Origin of the sequence: Flagellimonas maritima (assembly GCF_003269425.1) — a bacterium.
Lineage (GTDB): Bacteria > Bacteroidota > Bacteroidia > Flavobacteriales > Flavobacteriaceae > Flagellimonas > Flagellimonas maritima.
In genome coordinates, this window is record NZ_CP030104.1 from 1,478,887 (window position 1) to 1,499,716 (window position 20,830).

Genomic DNA, 20,830 nt, shown 5'->3' on the forward strand with positions numbered 1-20,830 from the left:
TACTATCTTTATTATATTGAGAAAGTAAATTATAAATGTCACATGTATTTTTAAAGTATATGTTTAAAGAAAATAATTTCTCTAATAGAACCCTTTTTACTTATTATTTTTAAAGAACCAACTTTACCATTATGATAAAATCAATTTATAATACTAAATTTTTAAAGGGAGATATTACCGGCGGTCTTGTGGCAGGAGTTGTTGCACTACCGTTAGCTCTCGCATTTGGGGTACAATCAGGACTTGGGGCCATCGCAGGACTCTATGGTGCAATAGCTGTTGGTATATTGGCAGCACTTTTTGGCGGTACGGCCACCCAAGCAAGTGGGCCTACAGGGCCAATGACAGTCGTATCTGCAGCCTTGGTGGCCAATGCTATTGAAGTAGCGGGAAGCCTACAAGATGCGATGGGCATAATTCTACTGAGTTTTTTGATTGGAGGAGCTCTACAAATCGTTTTTGGGTTGATAAATATTGCAGGATACATCAAATATTTTCCCTATCCTGTGATTTCTGGATTCATGAGCGGGGTCGGTTTAATCATAATTATTCTTCAAATTTTTCCTTTTGTGGGACTTGGCTCACCAAAATCTACATTAAAAGTAGTTATGGACCTACCAAGGCTATTTGCTGAGTTCAATTGGCAGGCTTTGGTTCTGGGAGGTTTAACGGTTTTAATCTATTATATCTTTCCTAAAATAACAAAGGCTATCCCCAGCGCATTGGTTGCATTGATATCAGTTTCTATTTTCGCATATTTCACTAAGTGGGATATTCCGGTAATCGGAGAAATTCCGTCCGGTCTGCCTTCGTTACAGTTGGAAGGTATGTTCAGTGTGGACAGTAGTGCCTATTTTATGGTATTGGAATATGGGATGGTATTGGCCGTGTTGGGGTCTATAGACTCTTTATTGACATCGGTAATTGCGGATAACATGACCAAAACCAAACATAATAGTAACCGTGAATTGATCGGTCAAGGTATAGGAAATATGGTCGCGGCTCTCATTGGTGGAATACCTGGTGCAGGTGCAACGAAGGGTACTGTTGTCAATATTAACAATGGTGGCCGTACCAGATTATCCGGGGCTTTGCACGGGGCGTTTCTACTAACAGTTCTATTGGGTTTGAGTTCTCTAGCCGCATATATTCCATTAGCTGTATTGGCCGGTATTTTAATTCCTATTGGGTTTAAAATAATAGACAAAAAAGGTTTAAAACATTTGAGGGTAATACCAAAGGCAGATGCCGCTGTCCTCATTATCGTATTACTATGGACCACTTTTGGCAGTTTAATTCAGGCTGTTGGCATTGGAGTGACCCTAGCAGCTTTATTATTTATGAAAAGAGCTAGTGATATTGGTGAAAAAGGTATGCAAATTGGGACACTAGCCGGTTTTGATGGAGAAAAACCTTGGGAAGACGAGACTGATTTCTATGAAAAATTCAGGGACAAAATCTTTATTAAGCATTTGTATGGTCCCTTGTTCTTTGGATTTACCTCACACTTTCAAGAACAGGTCAAAACCGTTGGCGATGATATAAAAATTTTGGTCCTAAGAATGGACAGGGTTCCACATGTAGATCAATCAGGTGTCTACGCTTTGGAAAATGCTGTTTTAGATTTGACCCTGAAAGGAATGAAGGTGGTTATTACAGGGCTGCAAGATCAACCAAAGGATATTCTGACCTCGGTCGGAATCATTCCCGATCTGATTCCCGAAGAGCAAGTTTTTACAAATATTGAAGAAAGTTTTGATTGGATCGCCAATGAATTGAAGCAATAATGCAATTTATTTAGAATAGATTTTTTTGAAATTCTTACCAATAAAAATCATGCGACGTAATTTTTTTTGATAATATAATTGCTATATAAAATTTTCAAAGTAAGAACTAAAAAGCAAATTCTTTGGGCAAAGCTTACCAGCTTTTGTAAGGATTTTTACTGAGTTGGGAATTGTAATATTTAATATCTCCTGTTACTTCAGTCCCCAACCACTCCGGCTTGGAGAATATTTCATCTTCGTGTTGCAATTCTACCTCAGCGATTACCAAACCTTTGTTATCTCCCAAAAATTGATCTACTTCAAAAATGTGTCCTTCGAAAGGTACTTCGAACCTAATTTTTTCTAAGATAGTATCCTCGCAGAGGTCTATTAAATTTGTAGCTTCAGCATGTCTTATCGCTGTCTCCCATTCAAATCTGGTCGTGCCCGATTGATTGCTCTCGCCCTTAACGGTCAAGTAGCCTTTGTCTCCCTTAATTCTAACACGAACGGTACGTTTTGGATCGGTATTTAAAAATCCTTGGACAATTCTGGTCTCTGATATTGCCCCATTCTTGAATGCTGTCGATTTCACTAAAAATTTACGTTCAATTTCCAAGTGTTCCATCAAACTAAATATAGCCTAAATTTGAGTATGGACTTTGATTTTCCTTTACGAAAAATCATTCATGTGGATATGGATGCCTTTTATGCATCTGTAGAACAACATGACAATCCCGATTTAAGAGGAAAACCTGTTGCCGTGGGCGGAGGTTCCAAGCGGGGTGTTGTGTCCGCGGCAAGCTACGAAGCAAGAAAGTTTGGTATACGAAGTGCTATGAGCGGCTATATAGCCAAGCGCAACTGTCCTGATTTGATTTTTGTAAAGCCTCGCTTTGAACGATACAAAGAGATTTCACAACAAGTACGGAGCGTATTTTTTGAATATACTGATTTGGTAGAGCCCCTTTCTTTGGATGAAGCCTATCTTGATGTAACACAAAATAAAAAAGGTAACCCTTCTGCAACACTTATCGCAAGTGAAATTCGTAATAAAATTTTAGAAAAAACAGGCCTGACCGCCTCCGCTGGAATCTCCATAAATAAATTCATTGCAAAAGTTGCCAGTGACTATAACAAGCCCAACGGACAAAAAACGGTAAATCCTGAAGAGGTAATCCAATTTTTAGAGGATTTGGATATCAGAAAATTTTATGGTGTTGGAAAAGTAACCGCAGAAAAAATGTACAAGCTGGGAATATTTACGGGAATGGATTTAAAACAAAGATCCTTGGAATTTTTGGATAAAAATTTCGGAAAAAGTGGAAAATACTACTACCACGTCGTCAGGGGAATACATAACAGCGAAGTGAAACCCCATCGTATTCCAAAATCGGTTGGTGCGGAAAGAACTTTTAGCGAAAATTTGAGCAGCGAAATATTTATGTTGGAACGTTTGGAAAATATTGCCGCTGAACTTGAAAGAAGACTCCAAAAATCGAAGATTGCCGGCAAAACAGTTACCTTAAAAATTAAATATAGCGACTTTACCCTTCAAACCCGAAGTAAAACACTCCCTTACTATGTAGCCAATAAAGCCCTGATTCTTGAAACGGCCAAAGAATTATTGTATCAGTCCACGTTAGAAAACTCTGTTCGTTTATTGGGTATTTCGCTGGCGAACCTCAATACAGAAAAAAAGAAGAAAAAGGAGTTGCCTGTCAAGGAATCCTTATCCGTTCAACTCAAGTTTGATTTTTAGTTGTGGAAATTTTATACTACCTCTATTGAAAATACGGTAATCGCCCAAATGAGCAAAGAAGAAATCAAGATACCAATCGCATTGGCCAAGAATGCTTTTCTTTTTTCAATTTTAAGAAGATAAGACGCAATACTTCCTGCATATACCCCCGTACCTGGCAAAGGAATCATAACAAAAAGGACAAGACCAAAAAATCCAAACTTTTGAATTTTTCCGGCAGAACCTGTCTTTGCTCTTTTTGCAACATAAACAGCCGATTTTTTATAAAAGCGCCATTTTATCAAATACCTGTTGATGTTCTCAAGAAAGAACATCATTAAAGGAAATACCAAAAGATTTGCCAAAAAACAAGTGATAAGAACAACATAGCTGTTGAGCCCTTTCATGATTCCATAAGGTATGCCCACCTTGGATTCCCCAAAAGGTGATAAACTCCAAAGCATAGCAGTCAACAAGTCCATTAACACGGCATATTTTTAATTTGCAAAATTACTCATGAAATGGAATATGAAACTCCCAAAAAACGCTAAATAATTTTAAATTTTTTATATCCATAATTATACCTAAAAGTAGGTAGCAAGGGGATTTTATTAGAGTGGAGAAGAATATTTAATCATAAATATGGCAGACAGACCGGTCTTTTCTTATTTTTATTCCATGAAAAATTCTGCCATTGGAGAAAAAATCATCAAAACGGCCAGTAAATTATTTTATAGTAATGGTTATAATGCGACAGGTGTCAACGAAATAATTGCCAAATGTGGTATAGCAAAAGCAACACTTTATAGTCATTTCAATTCTAAAGAAGATATTTGTTTAGCCTATTTACAACAACGACACGATGCCTTCTTGACATCGTTCAAAATCTACGTGCCTGAACGAAAGAATGGTAAAGAACAATTACTGGCAATTTTTGATTTTTTAACTGACATGTACCGAGATGGTGATTTCAATGGCTGTTGGGCACTTAAAACTCTAGGTGAGCTATCACCAAACCAAGAAAGGATTTTTGCGGCCATCCAAAAACAAAAAAAAGAGTTTTTGTCATACCTAGGTGAAATAGTTGTTAATAATGTTGTGAATGTTTCTAAAGCGGAGAAAGAAAAGATTTCTGGCGGACTTTATCTTTTGTACGAAAGTGCCATTACAGAGAGTCATCTTTTTAAAAACGATTGGCCAATTTTTCTTTCCAAAAATATTGCGCCTTCAATTTTTGAACGAATGGAGTTGGTTTGAGACAAAAGCACCCTTTCGTTTTTCGAAAGGGTGCCTATATCTTTTTTATCTAAGATTATTTAACAATTAACGTATTATCCGTTGCTGTGGGATTTAAGGGGCAAAAATATACATATTCCCCTTTTTCCAATTTTGTGGGTTTTGATGTCTGCGAAGTTCCTGTTTTAACTGCTTGGGTTACATAAGCGGTTTGAATATGATTTTCAGGTTTACTGATATCCCCTCCCTTTTTTACCAATACAAACCCTACATCGTGTCCCACCCCATTGTTCGCTATATCAAAAATATAGGTCCCTTGTGGTACGGTAAGTTGCTTTTGTGTGAATTCTCCCGGGGTCTGTTCCAAAGAAATTGTTTTGATATCACCCTTCATCATTTTATGCTGTGCATTTACAGAAAATACAGTTCCTACGACCAACATTAAAATTGTTATTGCTTTTTTCATTCTTTTTATTTTTAACTGTTATTGTTTATTGGTTATAATTATGCTTCTACAGCCTCTAAAGATTTTGCTATAGGAAAGTCTACAGGCACTTGGGTTGTTCTGTGAAGATAGTTTGAGATGGTTTTGTCCCCTACCAGAACAATGGTATCTATCAAGTTCTCTTTGGTCCAACCTGCTTCAAAAAAATTATCCAATATGTTTTGGTCGGTTGCTCCCCTTTTTTCGGTAATATTTCTTGATAAGCGTGCCAATGCATCCAATTTATCATCAAAAGATGCTCTTCCCGCTCTCAATTCCAAGATTTGGTCATCGGTAAAACCGTTCATTTTACCTATGGCAGTATGCGCAGACAGACAGTAAATACAGTTGTTGACTTCACTTACGGCAAGGTTTACCACCTCCTTCTCCTTTGCTTTCAAAGATGTCTTTGCATTGGAAAGGCTTAAATAATTGCCCAGTGCATTTTCTGAATGTGCATAAGTTGCAAAAAGATTGGGTACAAAGCCTACAGCTTTTTCCAGATTATCAAAAAAAGCTTGATTGTTACTACTGACTTCTTCTCTTTTGGGTACGTTGAATGTGCTCATAATTTTAAATAGTATTATTATGGATTATTATATGTATTAAGAATTATTTATGAATGGTTTTTCAGCATCACAATAGAAATCATGATGATGTTTCTGCTCACAATGATCTGCAGGTATTGCAGGTTGTGCCAACTGTTTTTTGGTACTTGCAAAAATCTCAATAAGATTGAATACGGATTTTTCTAATGCTTTCATTTTTCTTTCTTTTTAATTACATGGCAAAGATGTAGTTAAAAGGAAGAGGAGGGTTAGCAGCAATTTCCCGACGACTTGTCTATATTTCCCTTAGGCCTTAATCGATAGGTTTTCTCGATATTCCGAAGGGGTCATTTGTGTCATTTTCTTGAAAAAACGACTAAAATGGGCAGGGTCATTGAATCCTAGGTCAAAAGCGATTTCCTGATTTTGTTTATCAGTAAAGTGAATCAATCGTTTGGCCTCCAAAGTCAAGCGCTCCAAAATTATTTGCTGTGGTGACTTCTGGTTGTAAATTGAAAAGAGGTTGGACAGTGTTTTGGGAGATTTGAAAAGCATTTCGGCGTAATCACTAACCTTGCGTTTGGTTTTATAGTGAATGTCTACCAAAAAATTAAATTTCCGGATGGTATCTATTTGATCATTACCCAAAGTTTTTACAATAAGCTGTTCTTTTGCCAAACGGGTACTCATGATTATCAAACGTTTTAAAAGCATCTGTAGCATGTCACCTTGAATATTGTCTGGCGTGGTAAACTCATCGACCAAAACGTCGTACCACATATTAAATTTTTTCAACTGATTTTCTGCAATAGAAATTATTGGCAGATCCTGAGTTCCAAAAAAAAGGATTCCGTTGCATGAAACCTCTTTATCATGATCGGCAATACAATAAAATTCCCTATTAAAGAGAATGGAAGACAACGGTAATTTGGTTTTGGCAAAAGATATGTTTTGAAGATAGGTAACGGTTACTATTTGGTTCGGCAACAATTCAAATTCCATATTGTCCACAACTATTTTAAGTGGTTCGGAATTCCTGTTCCATAAAAATTTAATGGTATTTAAGGTTGAAGTAAAACGTTCGCTATCGTTTTTAATATCATCTGTCACTCCTAGAATCGCACCCGTTTTTGGGTTCTTGTATTCGTACTTCATAAATCGTAATCCTTTGATTTCTTGTGCTAAAGTTCAGCTTTCTCCATTATTAGTCCAAACTTTTTGTTTATTCTTACAGCTGTTTTAAAACACCTTTTGTACTATTTATTAAACAATAATGTTAATGTTATCCCTAGATTTTATTGCCCTTTAAAGTTTTTATAGTATTGGGGTATGGAAAAGACAAAATTCTATGATGAAGCGGTAAACAACTTTTATCGCGATAAAGAAATAAACAGTTATCCAATAACCTCATTGGATATATATGCACAACATTTTAGCAATGTGTGCTCCAACTTACAAGATGCCAAAAAATTGAGCGATTTGGCCAAGAAAGAAAAATGGCAGAACAATATTACTTTCCGCAACGAGATATTGGACAAGGAACGTGTGGTAGTGGTCACGGACACCAATTTGAACATTGTATATGCCACACAGAACATATTTAAAATGAATGGCTACACGCCAAGTGAAATATTAGGAAAAAAGCCTAAAATCTTTCAAGGCGAAGCAACCTGCAAAGAGACTTCAAAAGAAATTTCAAAAGCAATTAAGGGCAGAAAACCATTTGAAGTAACATTGACCAATTACAGAAAGGATGGTACGCTCTACAAATGTTGGATAAAAGGTTCTCCAGTATTTGATATTTCTGGAAAAATGGTAAATTTCATCGCTTACGAAAAAGAGGTTGCCTAGTACTTACTGAATCTATTTAAAAATTGCATGTTTCTATTTCGGTAACACGCAAAGTATTTACCATACCCTTTTCTTTTATAGGCATTGCAGCAAGACTGACCAGCATATCCCCAACTTCCAAAAATCCTTTTTTACATGCTATTTGGTTCACATCCTCAATAGTTTCATCGGTAGAGACATACTTGTCGTAATAAAAGGCCTTCACTCCCCATAAAAGATTTAATTGTGTTAAAATTCTTTTGTTTGAAGTAAATACGAGAATGTGCGCGCTAGGTCTCCATGCAGATATTTGAAACGCAGTATACCCACTATTTGTCAATGTTGAGATAGCTTTTGCTTGTATTTCGTTGGCCATGGTAGCGGCATGGTAACAAACGGACTTGGTAATGTAACGTTTAGTGCGAATATGTGGTGGTGTTTGCGGTACATTGATCAAACTGGAACCTTCCACACTGACCAAAATACTCGACATTTTTTCGATTACCTGCACAGGGTAATTTCCAACAGAGGTTTCGCCAGAAAGCATTACCGCATCAGCACCGTCCATAACCGAGTTTGCAACATCGTTCACTTCTGCTCTGGTAGGAGTAAGACTCGTAATCATAGTCTCCATCATTTGGGTAGCAATGATTACGGGAATCCTAGCTTTCTTGGCACGAAGCACCAGCTTTTTCTGAATAAGCGGCACCTCATGTGCAGGAACTTCCACTCCCAAATCTCCCCTGGCGACCATAAGGCCATCACAATAGGCTACAATTTTATCTATATTATCTACGGCTTCTGGCTTTTCAATTTTTGCAATAATGGGAATCTTATGCTCAGAATGTTTATTAATAAGGTTCTGTAAATCTAGAAGGTCTTGACTATGGCGTACAAAGGAAAGTGCCATCCAATCCACATCTAAACTGATAGCGAATATGGCATCCTTTATATCTTTTTCTGTTAGGGCGGGTAATGAAATTGCAGTGTTGGGAAGGTTTACCCCTTTTTTTGATTTTAATGGTCCTCCTTGAACAACAACTGCTTTGACTTCATCCTTGCCATTGGTGGACTTCACTTCAAATATCAACTTTCCGTCATCCAGTAATATACGCTCCCCAGCTTTAACATCTTGCGGGAAGCTCTGGTAATTCATATAAACCCTTTTGGCACTGCCTTCAAAAGGTTCTCCAGTAACAAAAGTAATTTCATCGCCCGGGGCCACAACTGCTTCTCCGCCCATAACGCCCACCCTGAGTTTTGGCCCTTGTAAATCTGCAAGAATAGATGTGTTTATTCCCAACTCTTCGTTTAGGTCTCGTATCATTTGAATACGCTCGGAAACATCGTCATATGAGGCATGGGAAAAATTTATCCTGAAAACATCAACACCGGCTTTCATCATTTTTTTGAGAACCTCTTTCTTACTGGTCGCTGGGCCAAGGGTTGCTACAATTTTAGTTTTCTTTCTAGTTGGCATGGTTAAAAGATTAAGTTTCTTTTTGATTTTAAGTCTTGTGCCGCCATAGGATAGGCTGTTACTACTTTGGGAATTTTATTGATTGATTTGACATCTTCTACCAAAGATTTCTTTTCTCCATCAATTTTCAAAAAATAATCAACCTCTTTCTTTTCTTTAATCAAATAATTTTTCCTAAAAGAAGTGTCGTTACCAAAAAGACCTATGGATGAGACCGCCACTTCAACAGCACAATTGTTGGATATTAAGGTCCAATACCTATCATTGATTTTGTCTTCCCAATCAAAAACAGAAAACGAAAGATCTTGGGCGAATTGTAAATCCTTTTCAACCCTCTTTAGATGTAAACAGCAATTAAAGTTTATGGCGTATGCCAAAGCGAAATCTTCCAGTCCACTATGTATGGCGATGAGCTGAAAATTGTCATCGTAAAAATCCGCTGATATTCTATGCGTTGTTGACATGGCGTTGACACGAAACGTAAATATAGTCTTAATAGGTGTGCCAGCCTAGTTGAAAACAGTACAAAGCGTTACGAAAACGTTAGAGTTTACATTTATTTAAAGTTATTGATTTTCAATTTTGCTCTGAAGTGCAAAATATGCCCTTTTGGAAGCTTTCTCTTCTGCTTTCTTTTTAGAGGTAGCCCTGGCCTTGGCCATTGTTCGCCCTCCAATACTGAGCTTGACGGCAAAATGTTTTAATTCATCCTTGCCCGTATCCTCGTAAACATCATAGTTAAATGTTTTTTTCTGCTTCTGGCACCATTCTATTACCAAACTCTTATAGCTTATGACTTTACCCTCAAGCTGCTCAATATCCACATAGGGGTCTATTACCTTTTCGTTAATAAATTTTTCGCAATAACGGTAACCTCTATCCAAATATATCGCCCCCACTAGAGCTTCAAATACGTTTCCATGTATATTTTCCCCAAAATGCGATTTGGGAATTCTACTCTCCACATAGTGTAGAAGTTTCAAGTCTTTCCCCAACTCGTTCAAGTGTTTTCTGCTTACAATTTTTGAGCGCATTTTTGTAAGGTAGCCCTCATCTCCCTCGGGAACTTCCTTGTACAGATGTTTAGATATAATAGTTCCCAACATGGAGTCCCCCAAAAACTCTAAACGCTCGTAGTTCATAGGATTCCCATCTGAGTCTCTTTTATTGACGGAACGGTGTAAAAAAGCTTTTTTATAAATTTTCAGATTTTTTGGCTTAAAACCCAATATTTTTTTCATCCCCAAAAAAAAATCCCCAGCCTTATAAGGAGGGGAATTGAATATTTTTGAGGTTAATTTCATTATTGAAGAACTACCCAATCTTTTTGAAGAGAACACATGCGTTATGCCCGCCAAAACCAAAAGTATTGCTCATGGCAACTTTAACATCCCTTTTTTGTGCCTTGTTTAAGGTAAGATTCAAGGAAGAATCAATATTTTCATCCACAGTACTATGATTTATTGTAGGCGGAACCATATTATTTTCCATGGCCAAAATGGACGCAATAGCTTCAATTGCTCCTGCGGCCCCCAATAAATGCCCTGTCATTGATTTGGTTGAATTGATGTTGATGTTGGGTGCATGCGACCCAAATACTTTGGATATCGCTTTTAGCTCGGCAACATCACCGAGGGGTGTAGATGTTCCATGCGTATTTATGGTGTCCACTTCTTCAATGCTGATACCCGCATCTCTTAGACAGTTTTCCATTACCCGTACTACTCCAATTCCATCTGGGTGCGGTGCCGTCATATGGTAAGCATCACTGGACATTCCGCCGCCTATTACCTCTGCATATATTTTTGCTCCCCTTGCTTTGGCATGTTCGTATTCTTCAAGAATAAGTGCTCCAGCACCTTCTCCGAGTACAAAGCCATCCCTAGTTGCGTCAAAAGGTCTTGATGCAGATTCAGGACTATCATTACGGGTTGAAAGTGCATGCATAGCATTAAAACCGCCCATTCCCGCAATGGTCACAGCTGCCTCGCTACCTCCCGAAACAATTACGTCACAATGGCCCAATCTAATATAATTAAGGGCGTCTATCATTGCATTGGCTGATGATGCACATGCAGATACCGTGGTATAGTTCGGTCCCATAAATCCATGCTTGATGGAAATATTTCCAGGAGCGATATCAGCAATCATTTTTGGGATGAAAAATGGATTGAAACGTGGTGTACCATCCCCATTGGCATAGCCTATCACTTCATTCTGAAAAGTTTCAAGTCCGCCTATTCCAGCGCCCCAGATAACCCCTACCCTAAATTTATCGATTTTGTCAAGGTCTATTCCAGAATCTGCAATAGCCTCGTCCGATGAGACCAGGGCATACTGTGCAAACCTATCCAGTTTTCTTGCTTCTTTTCTATCGAAAAAATCTTGGGGGTCATATCCTTTAAGTTCACAGGCGAATTTAGTCTTGAACTTTTCCGTATCAAAATACGTAATCGGCGCGCAGCCGCTCTTGCCGTTCTTCAGTCCTTCCCAATAAGCCTCCAAATTGTTGCCTATGGGTGTAAGAGCACCCATTCCGGTAACTACTACTCGCTTTAACTGCATTGAACTATTTTTTATGCTTTAGGACCTAAATTAAAAAAAAATTATCCATGCGATCACCATCGCATGGATAATTTAGAATCTTTAGTAAGATATCATAAAATTACTTCGCTTCTTCTATATAGGTTATTGCTTGACCAACAGTTGCGATGTTTTCTGCCTGATCGTCCGGGATTTGAATATCAAATTCCTTCTCAAATTCCATGATAAGTTCAACAGTGTCCAAGGAATCCGCTCCTAAATCATTGGTAAAGCTAGCTTCTGGAACAACTTCATTCTCATCTACACCTAGTTTATCAACGATGATAGCCTTTACTCTTGATGCAATGTCTGACATAATTATATCGGTTTTTAAAATTTAATCGTGGCAAAAATATAAAACTTTGGATTAAATACACCATTTGTCGATAAATTGTGCCTTAAAATATGCATCTTATATTCTTGTGGACTACTTTAGCCTACTATAAGACTCGCTCTATTTAGTGAAATCCGTAATGAAGAAGATTGTCATCTTGGCCTCTGGAAGTGGCTCCAATGCAGAAAATATCATTTCTTTTTTTGAAAAAAATGATACTGTAAAAGTAGCTGCCGTTTTGACCAATAAAAAAAGTGCCAAAGTTTTGGAGCGCTGTGAACGCCTCAAAGTTCCAGCCTTTTTCTTCAATAAAGCGGCATTTTCCAATCCTGAAATTTTTATTGGCCTGCTGAAAGGCCTTAACCCTAATTTGATAATATTGGCAGGGTTCTTATGGAAAATACCCGCTTTTCTGATTAAGGAATTCCCGGATCAAATCATCAATATCCATCCTGCGTTATTGCCAAAATATGGTGGAAAAGGTATGTACGGGGCTAATGTTCATGAAGCCGTAAAGCGCAATTCAGATTCTGAAACAGGTATCACCATACACTACGTAAATGAGAATTATGATGAAGGAGGTATTATTTTTCAAGCGAGCACCACTATTTGCGAATCAGATGATGCCAATGCAATAGCTGAAAAAGTACATCGTCTAGAATACGAACACTTTCCCCTGATCATTGAAAAATTGCTAAAGTAGAATGGCAAATAAAAAGAAGTTTTATGTAGTCTGGAAAGGTAAACGAGAAGGTATTTATGAAACTTGGGCTGATTGCAAAGCACAGATAGAAGGTTTTAAAGGAGCGCAGTACAAATCATTTCAAGATTTTGCGGCAGCTAAAAAAGCCTTCAACGGCAACTATTTGGATTATAAGGGGAAATCCAAAGGGAAAAAAGAATTATCCCCAGAAGAACTATTAAAAATTGGAGAACCCGACTACAATTCTATTTCAGTTGACGCGGCATCTAGCGGAAATCCGGGCAGAATGGAATACCAAGGTGTAGATACGAAAACAAAAAAACTACTTTTTAAGCAAGGCCCATTCCCACAAGGAACAAATAATATTGGTGAGTTTCTAGCATTGGTCCATGGTTTGGCATTTCTAAAAAACAATAAAAGTTCCCGCATACTTTATTCAGATTCCAGAATCGCCATGAGTTGGGTAAGAAAGAAAAAATGTAGGACCAAATTAAAAAAGAATTCCAAGAACAAATCTCTTTTTGAACTCATTGATCGTGCCGAGAAATGGTTAGAGCAAAATTCATACAATACGCCCATTGTCAAATGGGAAACCAAAGCGTGGGGTGAAATCCCCGCTGATTTTGGTAGAAAATAATTTATATAATATTTAACTGGACTTCTTTTACTTAAATACCTAATAGCTGTCATAAATAGTATTGCTAAAGCGTATATTTGCACCAAATTTTAGAAATGGGCAAATTATTGGTTGTTGGAAGCGTTGCTTTTGATGATATCGAAACACCTTTTGGCAAAAGCGATAAAATATTGGGTGGCGCAGGAACTTTTATAGGTTTGGCAGCATCTCAATTTAATGTGGATTGTTCAGTGGTTTCGGTGGTGGGCGAGGATTTTCCGCAAGAATATCTGGATGTTTTTACTGATCATAATATTGATATTTCTGGAATAGAGATTGTAAAGGGAGGCAAAACTTTTTATTGGAAAGGAAAGTACCATAACGATTTAAATTCAAGGGATACCTTGATTACCGAGCTGAATACCATGGCCGATTTCAACCCGATCGTTCCGGAAGCTTTTAAAGATGCCGATGTGCTCATGCTCGGCAACCTCCATCCAAATATTCAGATAGGTGTAATAAATCAGATGAAATTACGACCAAAACTCATCATTCTGGATACGATGAATTTTTGGATGGACAATACATTACCTGAATTGATGCAGGTAATCGAAAAAATTGATGTCATAACTATAAATGACGAAGAGGCACGACAGTTAACAGGTGAATATTCATTGGTTAAAGCAGCTGCTAAAATACAGGATATGGGCCCTAAATATGTTGTTGTAAAAAAAGGAGAGCACGGAGCCCTTTTATTTAACAAGGAACATATTTTCTTTGCCCCGGCACTGCCCTTAGAGGAGGTTTTTGACCCAACAGGAGCAGGAGATACGTTTGCCGGTGGATTTTCAGGTTATCTGGCAGAAACAAAAAACATTTCTTTTGAAAGTTTGAAGAATGCAATTATACACGGTTCCAATCTAGCATCGTTCTGTGTGGAAAAATTTGGAACCGAGAGATTGATAAAACTTCAAAAGGATGAGGTTGATGACCGTTTGTTACAGTTTAAGGACTTAACGCAATTCAACATTGAGTTAACATAAATGCACGCCCTGAAAATATTCGGGGCTTTTTTTATTTTGGTTTGTTATGAGTGATCCCATTAAGCACGAGTGCGGAATATCATTGATCCGTTTACTTAAACCATTGGAATACTACAAAGAAAAGTACGGCACAGCTTTTTATGGTGTAAACAAGATGTACCTGATGATGGAGAAACAGCACAACCGAGGGCAGGATGGTGCCGGTTTTGCGAGTATCAAATTAGATATGGAACCAGGAGAGCGCTATATGAGCAGAATACGTTCCGCACAACAACAGCCCATTCAGGATATTTTTGACCAAATCAATCAGCGAATCAATAATGCCCTTGCCCAAAATCCCGAATATCATAATGATGTGGCGCTCCAAAAAAAGAATATCCCTTATGTAGGAGAACTTTTGATGGGCCACGTTCGCTATGGAACTTTTGGAAAAAACAGTATAGAGAGCGTTCATCCATTTTTAAGACAGAACAATTGGATGCACCGTAACCTTATTGTTGCGGGAAACTTTAACATGACCAATGTTGATGAACTTTTTGGGAATCTTGTTACTCTTGGACAGCACCCCAAAGAAATGGCAGATACGGTAACCGTGATGGAAAAGATAGGTCATTTTTTGGACGATGCGGTAGCCAAACTGTATAAACAAATCAAAAAGGAAGGACATAACAAAAGAGAGGCATCCCCATTGATTGCGGAACGATTGAACGTTGCCAAAATATTGACCAAAGCTTCAAAGAACTGGGACGGTGGTTATGCCATGGCAGGCTTATTGGGTCACGGCGATGCCTTTGTGGTAAGAGACCCTGCAGGAATACGCCCTAGCTATTATTATAAAGATGATGAGATTGTTGCTGTTGCTTCTGAAAGACCTGTGATTCAGACCGTGTTCAATGTAAAGTATGATGAAATTAAGGAATTAGACCCGGGACATGCCATAATCATTAAGAAGAGCGGAAGTGTTCAGCTAAAAGAAATTTTGGAGCCTACTGAAAGGAAAGCGTGTTCTTTTGAGCGTATCTATTTCTCAAGGGGCAGTGACAAAGAGATTTATCAAGAACGAAAAATGTTGGGTAAACTGGTATTTCCCCAAATCTTAAAATCAATTAATGAAGATTTGGTTAATACCGTGTTTTCCTATATACCCAATACTGCGGAAACCTCTTTTTTTGGAATGGTAAAGGAGGCACAGAATTACCTCAACAAAAGAAAGGAAGAACAAATTTTAGCTCTGGGCTCAAATATTACAGGCGAAGAGCTTCATGAAATCTTAGACGTAAGACCTCGTATTGAAAAAGTCGCCATAAAAGATGCTAAATTAAGAACATTCATTACGCAGGACAGCAATAGGGACGACCTAGTGACCCATGTTTATGATATTTCCTATGGCTCTGTTAATGAAAACGACAATTTGGTCATAATAGATGATAGTATAGTAAGAGGGACAACACTTAAAAAAAGTATTTTAAAAATTCTTGATAGATTATCTCCAAAAAAGATAGTTGTGGTCTCTTCTGCTCCACAAATTAGATATCCCGACTGTTATGGTATCGATATGGCCAAGTTAGAGGATTTTGTAGCTTTTAAAGCGACTCAAGCGCTTCATGAAGACCATGGAACCACGTATCAAATAAAGGAGATTTATGAAAAGTGCTTAAAACAATTGGACTCAAATGATGAAAATGTAGTGAACTACGTAAAAGAATTCTACGCACCTTTCTCATCTGAGCAAATTTCAAAAAAAATAGCTGAGATATTGAGTCCAGAAGATATAAATGCGGAAGTGGATATCATTTACCAGAACATAGAGAACCTGCACAGTGCTTGTCCAAAAAATTTAGGCGATTGGTATTTTACGGGAAATTATCCAACACCTGGTGGAAATAAGGTAGTCAATAGGGCCTTTATCAATTTTTATGAAGGGAAGAACCAAAGGGCTTATTAGCAGACTTATTTTAAGATAGAAATCCAAGTGTGCATTTCGTCGATGAAACGAGTAGATTGGCGTCTTTTTATACACTGGCCAAAAGTCAAACCTATTTTAGTGTCGCCATAGCATAAGTAGGTTAAGTTCATGGTAAGATTTGGGGCAAAAAAGGTGGAAGCTATTCCACCTTTTTTATTTTACATAGGTTTAAAGTCCCAACGTAATACTTTTCTTCGGGAATGGTACTTCCTAACTACAAGATTGGCAATTCAACCCAATTAAAAGAGTTTCATCTAAAAGGTTTACATATACGCACCCACTTGAACTACATTTGGAGAACCATAGCATAAGTAGGTTAAGTTCATGGTAAGATTTGGGGAAAAGAAGGCGGAGCTAGCTCCGCCTTCTTTGTATTTGAACCCCAATGGGTTACCGAAATATTCTCTCCATTGTCTTTTGCTTTTCTTCGTTAACTTCAAAAAAATTTCCAAAAACTTTTGTTATTTCTCACAATACCAGTAATTTAGTGCCGCCATAGCATAAGTAGGTTAAGTTTATGGTAAGATTTGGGACGAAAAGGGTGAGGGCTTCCTCACCCTTTTCTATTTTAAATATTTGAAAACAAAAAGGGGCCGGGACACCATTTTGGTGTCCCGGCCCCTTTTTACAGATAAAAATTCTTCTGCTTATTTACCTGAATTATAATTCTCAGAAACTTTATCCCAATTGATTACATTAAAAAATGCAGAAACATAATCGGGCCTTTTGTTCTGATAATTTAGATAATAAGCATGTTCCCATACATCCAATCCCAAAATTGGGTGACCCCCACATTCAGTGTTTGGCATAATGGGATTGTCTTGGTTCGGTGTAGAGCAAACTTCCAACTTTCCTCCCTTGTGAACACATAGCCAGGCCCAACCAGAACCAAATCTAGAACCTGCTGCAGTACTGAACTTTTCCTTGAATTCATCAAAAGAACCAAAAGCGTCATCAATTGCAGTGGCAAGGTCACCACTTGGTTTGCCTCCTCCATCTGGGGACATCACTTCCCAAAAAAGTGAATGGTTATAAAATCCACCACCATTGTTTCTCACTGCACTATTGGACATGTCCAGTCCTGATAAGATATCATGGATTTCCTTTCCTTCCATGTCAGTTCCCTCAATTGCCCCATTTAATTTGGTAGTATATCCATTATGATGCTTGGTATGATGTATTTCCATTGTCCTTGCATCTATATGAGGTTCCAAAGCATCATATGCATAGGGTAATTTTGGTAGTTCAAAAGCCATAATTGTATGTTTTTAAGTTATTAATGTTTCTTGTAAAAATAAGGTTTTAAGAAATATATTCTTGTAAATCTGTGTTAAGTTCAGGTCGGTAATCCGTATTTTGCATGAAAATTCTTTTGGCTTTTTCCAATTTTAAAATATATAGTGCTTCAGCCGGTTCAGGTAAGACATACACATTGACCAAAGCATATTTAAAGTTGTTGCTCGGCAATGATTCGCCAACTAAGTTCAGACAGATTCTGGCCATCACTTTCACCAACAAGGCCGTAGCGGAAATGAAGACACGTATTTTGGAAAGTTTGTATAGTTTCAGTATTGCAGACAATGGTCTAAAACCAATTCCTTTATTTGTTGAGATTTGTAAAGAACTTTCTTTGAGTGCCGAGCAATTGCAAAAAAAATCAAAGCTGGTTTTAAAAAGGATTCTACATAATTATTCTTTTTTCGAAATTTCTACAATTGATAAATTCAACCATAAAATTATAAAGACGTTTGCTCGCGATCTTCAGCTTTCACAAAATTTTGAAGTAGAGCTGGATACGGAATCGCTTTTGGAAGAAGCTGTTGGCCAATTGTTGGAAAGAGCTGGGAACGATAAAGAACTTACGGAAGTTTTGATTGCTTTTTCCTTGGAAAAAATAAACGATGACAAAAGTTGGGACATTGCTTATGACCTTATGGAAATTGGAAAACTGCTCTTTCAGGAAAACCATTCCACACATTTGGAAAAACTAAGGTCAAAATCATTAAAAGATTTTAATACTATTAAGAAAAATATTGCATCCCAAATAAAATCAATTGAGAAAGGAGTTGTTGAAGGTGCAAAAAAATTGCTTCAAGAAATAGATCGTTTAGGATTTGCTCCGTCAGATTTTCCAAGACAGACACTTCCCAACCATTTTAAAAAGATAGTTGGCGGAGAGTTCAATACCAAAAATTTGTACAATAACAAGCTGGAACAAAACCTTATTGATAATAAAGTCCTAAAAGCTACCGATAAAAGGGAAACCATTCATTTGGCAGCTTTGGTTTTAGAGGGTTTTCTCTCCATCAAACAAAGCCTTTACAGGCGTGGTTACTTAAAAAATATATATGGCAATATAGTTCCTTTGACGGTACTGAACGAAATAGCAAAAGAACTTAAAAATATACAAGATGAAAGGGATATCATTCCCATTTCGTCAATGAATAATTTATTGTCCAACGAGATAAGAAACCAACCCGTTCCATTTATTTATGAGAGGATGGGGGAGAAATACCGCCATTTCTTTATAGATGAGTTCCAAGACACCTCCAAGATGCAATGGGACAATCTTGTTCCCTTAATATCAAATGCCCTGGAAAGTGAAAACGACAAAAAAGAGCAAGGGTCGTTATTTTTGGTAGGGGATGTAAAACAGGCCATATACCGGTGGCGCGGTGGCAGGGCCGAGCAATTTCTAAATCTTCTTACCAATAAATCATACCCTTTTGTTGTGAAACCGGAAATCAGGACATTGGACAAAAATTGGAGAAGTCATGATGAAATCGTCAATTTCAACAATGAGTTTTTTACCCTGATAGCTCCTATTTTAAAAAGAGATGCGTACACAAAGCTTTTCTTGGAAGATTGTAATCAAAAAACAAACAACAAACCGGGAGGTTATGTACAATTATCTTTTCTAGAAAAGAATCTGGAAAATAAGGAAGAAGTTTATTGTAATGAGGTTTTAAAAGCAATTGGCAAGGTTACTTCCAAAAACCATCCCTATGCCGACATTTGTGTTTTGGTAAGGGACAACAAAAAAGGCATGTTGCTCGCCGATTTTCTTTCGGGCAACAATATTCCTATTATTTCTTCGGATGCCTTGTTATTGGCAAACAATGAAAAAATTATTTTTTTGATTTCCTTATTGAAGGTAATTGAAAACGAAAATGACAAAGAGGCGGCATATCAAGTTCTAAATTATTTGGCGGCAATTGACCATGAAACGCACGAATTTATTTCGACCAACATAGCTAGACTCGAAAAGCTTTTTTCCGAAAACTACGGATTCAACATCCAAAATCTAAGAAGTGTATCTGTTTTCAATATTTTAGAGAGCGCCATAATTCAATTTGATCTTTCTGAAGATACATCGGCATACCTTGCTTTTTTAATGGACGAGGTCTTGGTCGTTGAAAGAAGGGACGGCCCGGACATTCATTCTTTCCTAAAATATTGGGAGCAAAAAAAAGAATCACTTTCCATAGCTGCTCCGGACGGTATCAATGCCGTTAAAATCATGACGGTTCACAAAGCAAAAGGGCTAGAATTTCCAATCGTGATTTTCCCCTTTGCAAATTCCATAATAGATGATAAAAGGAAAAAAAAGAAATCTTGGGTCGCTGCAACTGAAGCAGAGAAAAATTTAGGCCTGGATGAGTTTCTTTTAAATGTAAACCGAGAGCTATTGGATTATAATGAGCTTACTGCACAAGCTTATATCGATGAATCAAAAAAAACCGAGTTGGATAGCATCAATGTTCTGTATGTGGCATTGACAAGAGCTGAAAAATGGCTTTTCATTATATCTGAAGAAGGTACGGACATTCCTTCCATCAATAATGCGTTGTCCTATTCAGATCTATTCCGTTACTATCTGCATGAATCTGGACAAAGACCAAATAATGAAGGGGCATTCGCTTTCGGAGCGCTATCCTCAAATACGGATGATGACGTTCAGTCAGCGGAAATTCAAAACCATATCAACTATATAACTAGAGGAAAAGAAGATGTCGGCTTTGCCATTTCTACAAAATCCAGTCAATTATGGGATGATGAAAAAGGTGATGCTATTGAAATGGGCAACTTGATACATTTGGCCCTTAGTCATATCAAAACGGTGGATGACGTTCGCAATGTAATGGAAGACCTGAAGCTTTCAGGGGATATTCCTGTAGATTTTGCAACCCATATAGAACAAAAAATTTTTGATGTAATAAACCATCCCGAGTTGTGCGAATATTTTTCCAGTGATTATGAGATACGCAATGAGCAGGAAATACTTACTACAGGTGGTGAATCCTTACGTCCAGACCGGATTGCAATTAAGGGAACCCAAGTGACCGTTATCGATTATAAAACCGGAAGACCATCGCCGTCGCACAAACATCAAATAGCCCGTTATGCCCAAATATTAAAAGAGATGGATTTTGAAATTAAATATACTATTATTGTATACATTGATCAAAAGATTAACCCTATTTTCCCCTAAAAATAAAT

21 protein-coding genes are annotated in these 20,830 nt (G+C 37.5%); 9 read left to right on the plus strand and 12 right to left on the minus strand.

Annotated elements, in window-relative coordinates; translation table 11 throughout:
- The first annotated feature begins 131 nt into the window (after positions 1-131).
- Positions 132-1,787: a SulP family inorganic anion transporter gene (locus HME9304_RS06540; RefSeq protein WP_112377819.1), complete on the plus strand. Its 1,656-nt coding sequence runs from the start codon at positions 132-134 to the stop codon at positions 1,785-1,787.
- 133 nt (positions 1,788-1,920) lie between these two features.
- Here HME9304_RS06540 and HME9304_RS06545 read toward each other — a convergent pair whose 3' ends face one another.
- Positions 1,921-2,394 carry a CYTH domain-containing protein gene (locus tag HME9304_RS06545; RefSeq protein WP_112377820.1) on the minus strand — a complete coding sequence of 158 codons (474 nt, stop codon included), beginning with the start codon at positions 2,392-2,394 and terminating at the stop codon, positions 1,921-1,923.
- A gap of 27 nt (positions 2,395-2,421) precedes the next feature.
- Between HME9304_RS06545 and dinB the strand changes: the two genes are divergently transcribed.
- The gene (gene dinB, locus HME9304_RS06550; protein ID WP_112377821.1) at positions 2,422-3,528 is read left to right on the plus strand and encodes a DNA polymerase IV; all 1,107 of its coding nucleotides are present in this window, start codon (positions 2,422-2,424) and stop codon (positions 3,526-3,528) included.
- Positions 3,529-3,539: 11 nt separating this feature from the next.
- On the opposite strand, the gene HME9304_RS06555 is transcribed toward dinB, so the two are convergent.
- A complete protein-coding gene (locus tag HME9304_RS06555; protein ID WP_112377822.1) occupies positions 3,540-3,995 on the minus strand; it encodes a COG2426 family protein in 456 nt (151 codons plus the stop codon).
- A gap of 154 nt (positions 3,996-4,149) precedes the next feature.
- Between HME9304_RS06555 and HME9304_RS06560 the strand changes: the two genes are divergently transcribed.
- Entirely contained in the window at positions 4,150-4,764 is a 615-nt protein-coding gene (locus HME9304_RS06560; protein ID WP_239023407.1) for a TetR/AcrR family transcriptional regulator, read from the plus strand.
- A gap of 55 nt (positions 4,765-4,819) precedes the next feature.
- Here HME9304_RS06560 and HME9304_RS06565 read toward each other — a convergent pair whose 3' ends face one another.
- From HME9304_RS06565 to HME9304_RS06575, 4 genes are all read right to left on the minus strand, one after another.
- Positions 4,820-5,209 (minus strand): cupredoxin domain-containing protein, encoded by a 390-nt coding sequence (locus HME9304_RS06565; RefSeq protein WP_112377823.1) that lies wholly within the window; start codon positions 5,207-5,209, stop codon positions 4,820-4,822.
- A gap of 38 nt (positions 5,210-5,247) precedes the next feature.
- A complete protein-coding gene (locus tag HME9304_RS06570) occupies positions 5,248-5,796 on the minus strand; it encodes a carboxymuconolactone decarboxylase family protein (protein WP_112377824.1) in 549 nt (182 codons plus the stop codon).
- 36 nt (positions 5,797-5,832) lie between these two features.
- Positions 5,833-5,991 (minus strand): hypothetical protein, encoded by a 159-nt coding sequence (locus HME9304_RS16915; RefSeq protein ID WP_164674780.1) that lies wholly within the window; start codon positions 5,989-5,991, stop codon positions 5,833-5,835.
- A 90-nt stretch (positions 5,992-6,081) separates the two neighbouring features.
- Positions 6,082-6,930 (minus strand): helix-turn-helix domain-containing protein, encoded by an 849-nt coding sequence (locus HME9304_RS06575; protein WP_112377825.1) that lies wholly within the window; start codon positions 6,928-6,930, stop codon positions 6,082-6,084.
- A gap of 174 nt (positions 6,931-7,104) precedes the next feature.
- Between HME9304_RS06575 and HME9304_RS06580 the strand changes: the two genes are divergently transcribed.
- On the plus strand, positions 7,105-7,626 hold the full coding sequence (locus tag HME9304_RS06580; RefSeq protein WP_112377826.1) for a PAS domain-containing protein: 522 nt from the start codon (positions 7,105-7,107) through the stop codon (positions 7,624-7,626).
- A 16-nt stretch (positions 7,627-7,642) separates the two neighbouring features.
- Here the strand turns inward: HME9304_RS06580 and pyk are convergent, their stop codons facing one another.
- The 5 genes from pyk to HME9304_RS06605 all read right to left on the minus strand — a co-directional run bounded on the left by pyk (position 7,643) and on the right by HME9304_RS06605 (position 11,984).
- Complete coding sequence (gene pyk, locus HME9304_RS06585; RefSeq protein ID WP_112377827.1) at positions 7,643-9,085, minus strand: pyruvate kinase; 1,443 nt, start codon at positions 9,083-9,085, stop codon at positions 7,643-7,645.
- Between the two features lie 2 nt (positions 9,086-9,087).
- Positions 9,088-9,549, minus strand: a complete 462-nt coding sequence (locus HME9304_RS06590) for an IPExxxVDY family protein (protein ID WP_112377828.1) — start codon at positions 9,547-9,549, stop codon at positions 9,088-9,090.
- 102 nt (positions 9,550-9,651) lie between these two features.
- Positions 9,652-10,389: a ribonuclease III gene (gene rnc / locus HME9304_RS06595; RefSeq protein ID WP_112379752.1), complete on the minus strand. Its 738-nt coding sequence runs from the start codon at positions 10,387-10,389 to the stop codon at positions 9,652-9,654.
- A 10-nt stretch (positions 10,390-10,399) separates the two neighbouring features.
- Positions 10,400-11,650 carry a beta-ketoacyl-ACP synthase II gene (gene fabF / locus HME9304_RS06600; RefSeq protein WP_112377829.1) on the minus strand — a complete coding sequence of 417 codons (1,251 nt, stop codon included), beginning with the start codon at positions 11,648-11,650 and terminating at the stop codon, positions 10,400-10,402.
- A gap of 100 nt (positions 11,651-11,750) precedes the next feature.
- Positions 11,751-11,984 (minus strand): acyl carrier protein, encoded by a 234-nt coding sequence (locus HME9304_RS06605; protein ID WP_112377830.1) that lies wholly within the window; start codon positions 11,982-11,984, stop codon positions 11,751-11,753.
- Positions 11,985-12,141: 157 nt separating this feature from the next.
- Between HME9304_RS06605 and purN the strand changes: the two genes are divergently transcribed.
- The 4 genes from purN (at position 12,142) to HME9304_RS06625 (ending at position 16,309) form a co-directional block, all read left to right on the plus strand.
- Positions 12,142-12,705 carry a phosphoribosylglycinamide formyltransferase gene (gene purN, locus HME9304_RS06610; RefSeq protein ID WP_112377831.1) on the plus strand — a complete coding sequence of 188 codons (564 nt, stop codon included), beginning with the start codon at positions 12,142-12,144 and terminating at the stop codon, positions 12,703-12,705.
- A 1-nt stretch (position 12,706) separates the two neighbouring features.
- A complete protein-coding gene (locus HME9304_RS06615; protein ID WP_112377832.1) occupies positions 12,707-13,342 on the plus strand; it encodes a ribonuclease H1 domain-containing protein in 636 nt (211 codons plus the stop codon).
- A 95-nt stretch (positions 13,343-13,437) separates the two neighbouring features.
- Entirely contained in the window at positions 13,438-14,364 is a 927-nt protein-coding gene (locus HME9304_RS06620; protein WP_112377833.1) for a PfkB family carbohydrate kinase, read from the plus strand.
- 46 nt (positions 14,365-14,410) lie between these two features.
- Positions 14,411-16,309: an amidophosphoribosyltransferase gene (locus HME9304_RS06625; protein WP_112377834.1), complete on the plus strand. Its 1,899-nt coding sequence runs from the start codon at positions 14,411-14,413 to the stop codon at positions 16,307-16,309.
- A gap of 668 nt (positions 16,310-16,977) precedes the next feature.
- On the opposite strand, the gene HME9304_RS06630 is transcribed toward HME9304_RS06625, so the two are convergent.
- Positions 16,978-17,586 (minus strand): superoxide dismutase, encoded by a 609-nt coding sequence (locus HME9304_RS06630; protein ID WP_112377835.1) that lies wholly within the window; start codon positions 17,584-17,586, stop codon positions 16,978-16,980.
- Between the two features lie 104 nt (positions 17,587-17,690).
- Between HME9304_RS06630 and HME9304_RS06635 the strand changes: the two genes are divergently transcribed.
- Positions 17,691-20,822, plus strand: a complete 3,132-nt coding sequence (locus tag HME9304_RS06635) for a UvrD-helicase domain-containing protein (protein WP_239023408.1) — start codon at positions 17,691-17,693, stop codon at positions 20,820-20,822.
- Positions 20,823-20,830: the final 8 nt, after the last annotated feature.

Coding starts and splice junctions, on each gene's coding strand:
- HME9304_RS06540 (WP_112377819.1), top strand. CDS start 132: ATGATAAAATCAATTTATAATACTAAATTTTTAAAGGGAGATATTACC.
- HME9304_RS06545 (WP_112377820.1), bottom strand. CDS start 2,394: ATGGAACACTTGGAAATTGAACGTAAATTTTTAGTGAAATCGACAGCA.
- dinB (WP_112377821.1), top strand. CDS start 2,422: ATGGACTTTGATTTTCCTTTACGAAAAATCATTCATGTGGATATGGAT.
- HME9304_RS06560 (WP_239023407.1), top strand. CDS start 4,150: ATGGCAGACAGACCGGTCTTTTCTTATTTTTATTCCATGAAAAATTCT.
- HME9304_RS06565 (WP_112377823.1), bottom strand. CDS start 5,209: ATGAAAAAAGCAATAACAATTTTAATGTTGGTCGTAGGAACTGTATTT.
- HME9304_RS06570 (WP_112377824.1), bottom strand. CDS start 5,796: ATGAGCACATTCAACGTACCCAAAAGAGAAGAAGTCAGTAGTAACAAT.
- HME9304_RS16915 (WP_164674780.1), bottom strand. CDS start 5,991: ATGAAAGCATTAGAAAAATCCGTATTCAATCTTATTGAGATTTTTGCA.
- HME9304_RS06575 (WP_112377825.1), bottom strand. CDS start 6,930: ATGAAGTACGAATACAAGAACCCAAAAACGGGTGCGATTCTAGGAGTG.
- HME9304_RS06580 (WP_112377826.1), top strand. CDS start 7,105: ATGGAAAAGACAAAATTCTATGATGAAGCGGTAAACAACTTTTATCGC.
- pyk (WP_112377827.1), bottom strand. CDS start 9,085: ATGCCAACTAGAAAGAAAACTAAAATTGTAGCAACCCTTGGCCCAGCG.
- HME9304_RS06590 (WP_112377828.1), bottom strand. CDS start 9,549: ATGTCAACAACGCATAGAATATCAGCGGATTTTTACGATGACAATTTT.
- rnc (WP_112379752.1), bottom strand. CDS start 10,389: ATGAAATTAACCTCAAAAATATTCAATTCCCCTCCTTATAAGGCTGGG.
- fabF (WP_112377829.1), bottom strand. CDS start 11,650: ATGCAGTTAAAGCGAGTAGTAGTTACCGGAATGGGTGCTCTTACACCC.
- HME9304_RS06605 (WP_112377830.1), bottom strand. CDS start 11,984: ATGTCAGACATTGCATCAAGAGTAAAGGCTATCATCGTTGATAAACTA.
- purN (WP_112377831.1), top strand. CDS start 12,142: ATGAAGAAGATTGTCATCTTGGCCTCTGGAAGTGGCTCCAATGCAGAA.
- HME9304_RS06615 (WP_112377832.1), top strand. CDS start 12,707: ATGGCAAATAAAAAGAAGTTTTATGTAGTCTGGAAAGGTAAACGAGAA.
- HME9304_RS06620 (WP_112377833.1), top strand. CDS start 13,438: ATGGGCAAATTATTGGTTGTTGGAAGCGTTGCTTTTGATGATATCGAA.
- HME9304_RS06625 (WP_112377834.1), top strand. CDS start 14,411: ATGAGTGATCCCATTAAGCACGAGTGCGGAATATCATTGATCCGTTTA.
- HME9304_RS06630 (WP_112377835.1), bottom strand. CDS start 17,586: ATGGCTTTTGAACTACCAAAATTACCCTATGCATATGATGCTTTGGAA.
- HME9304_RS06635 (WP_239023408.1), top strand. CDS start 17,691: ATGAAAATTCTTTTGGCTTTTTCCAATTTTAAAATATATAGTGCTTCA.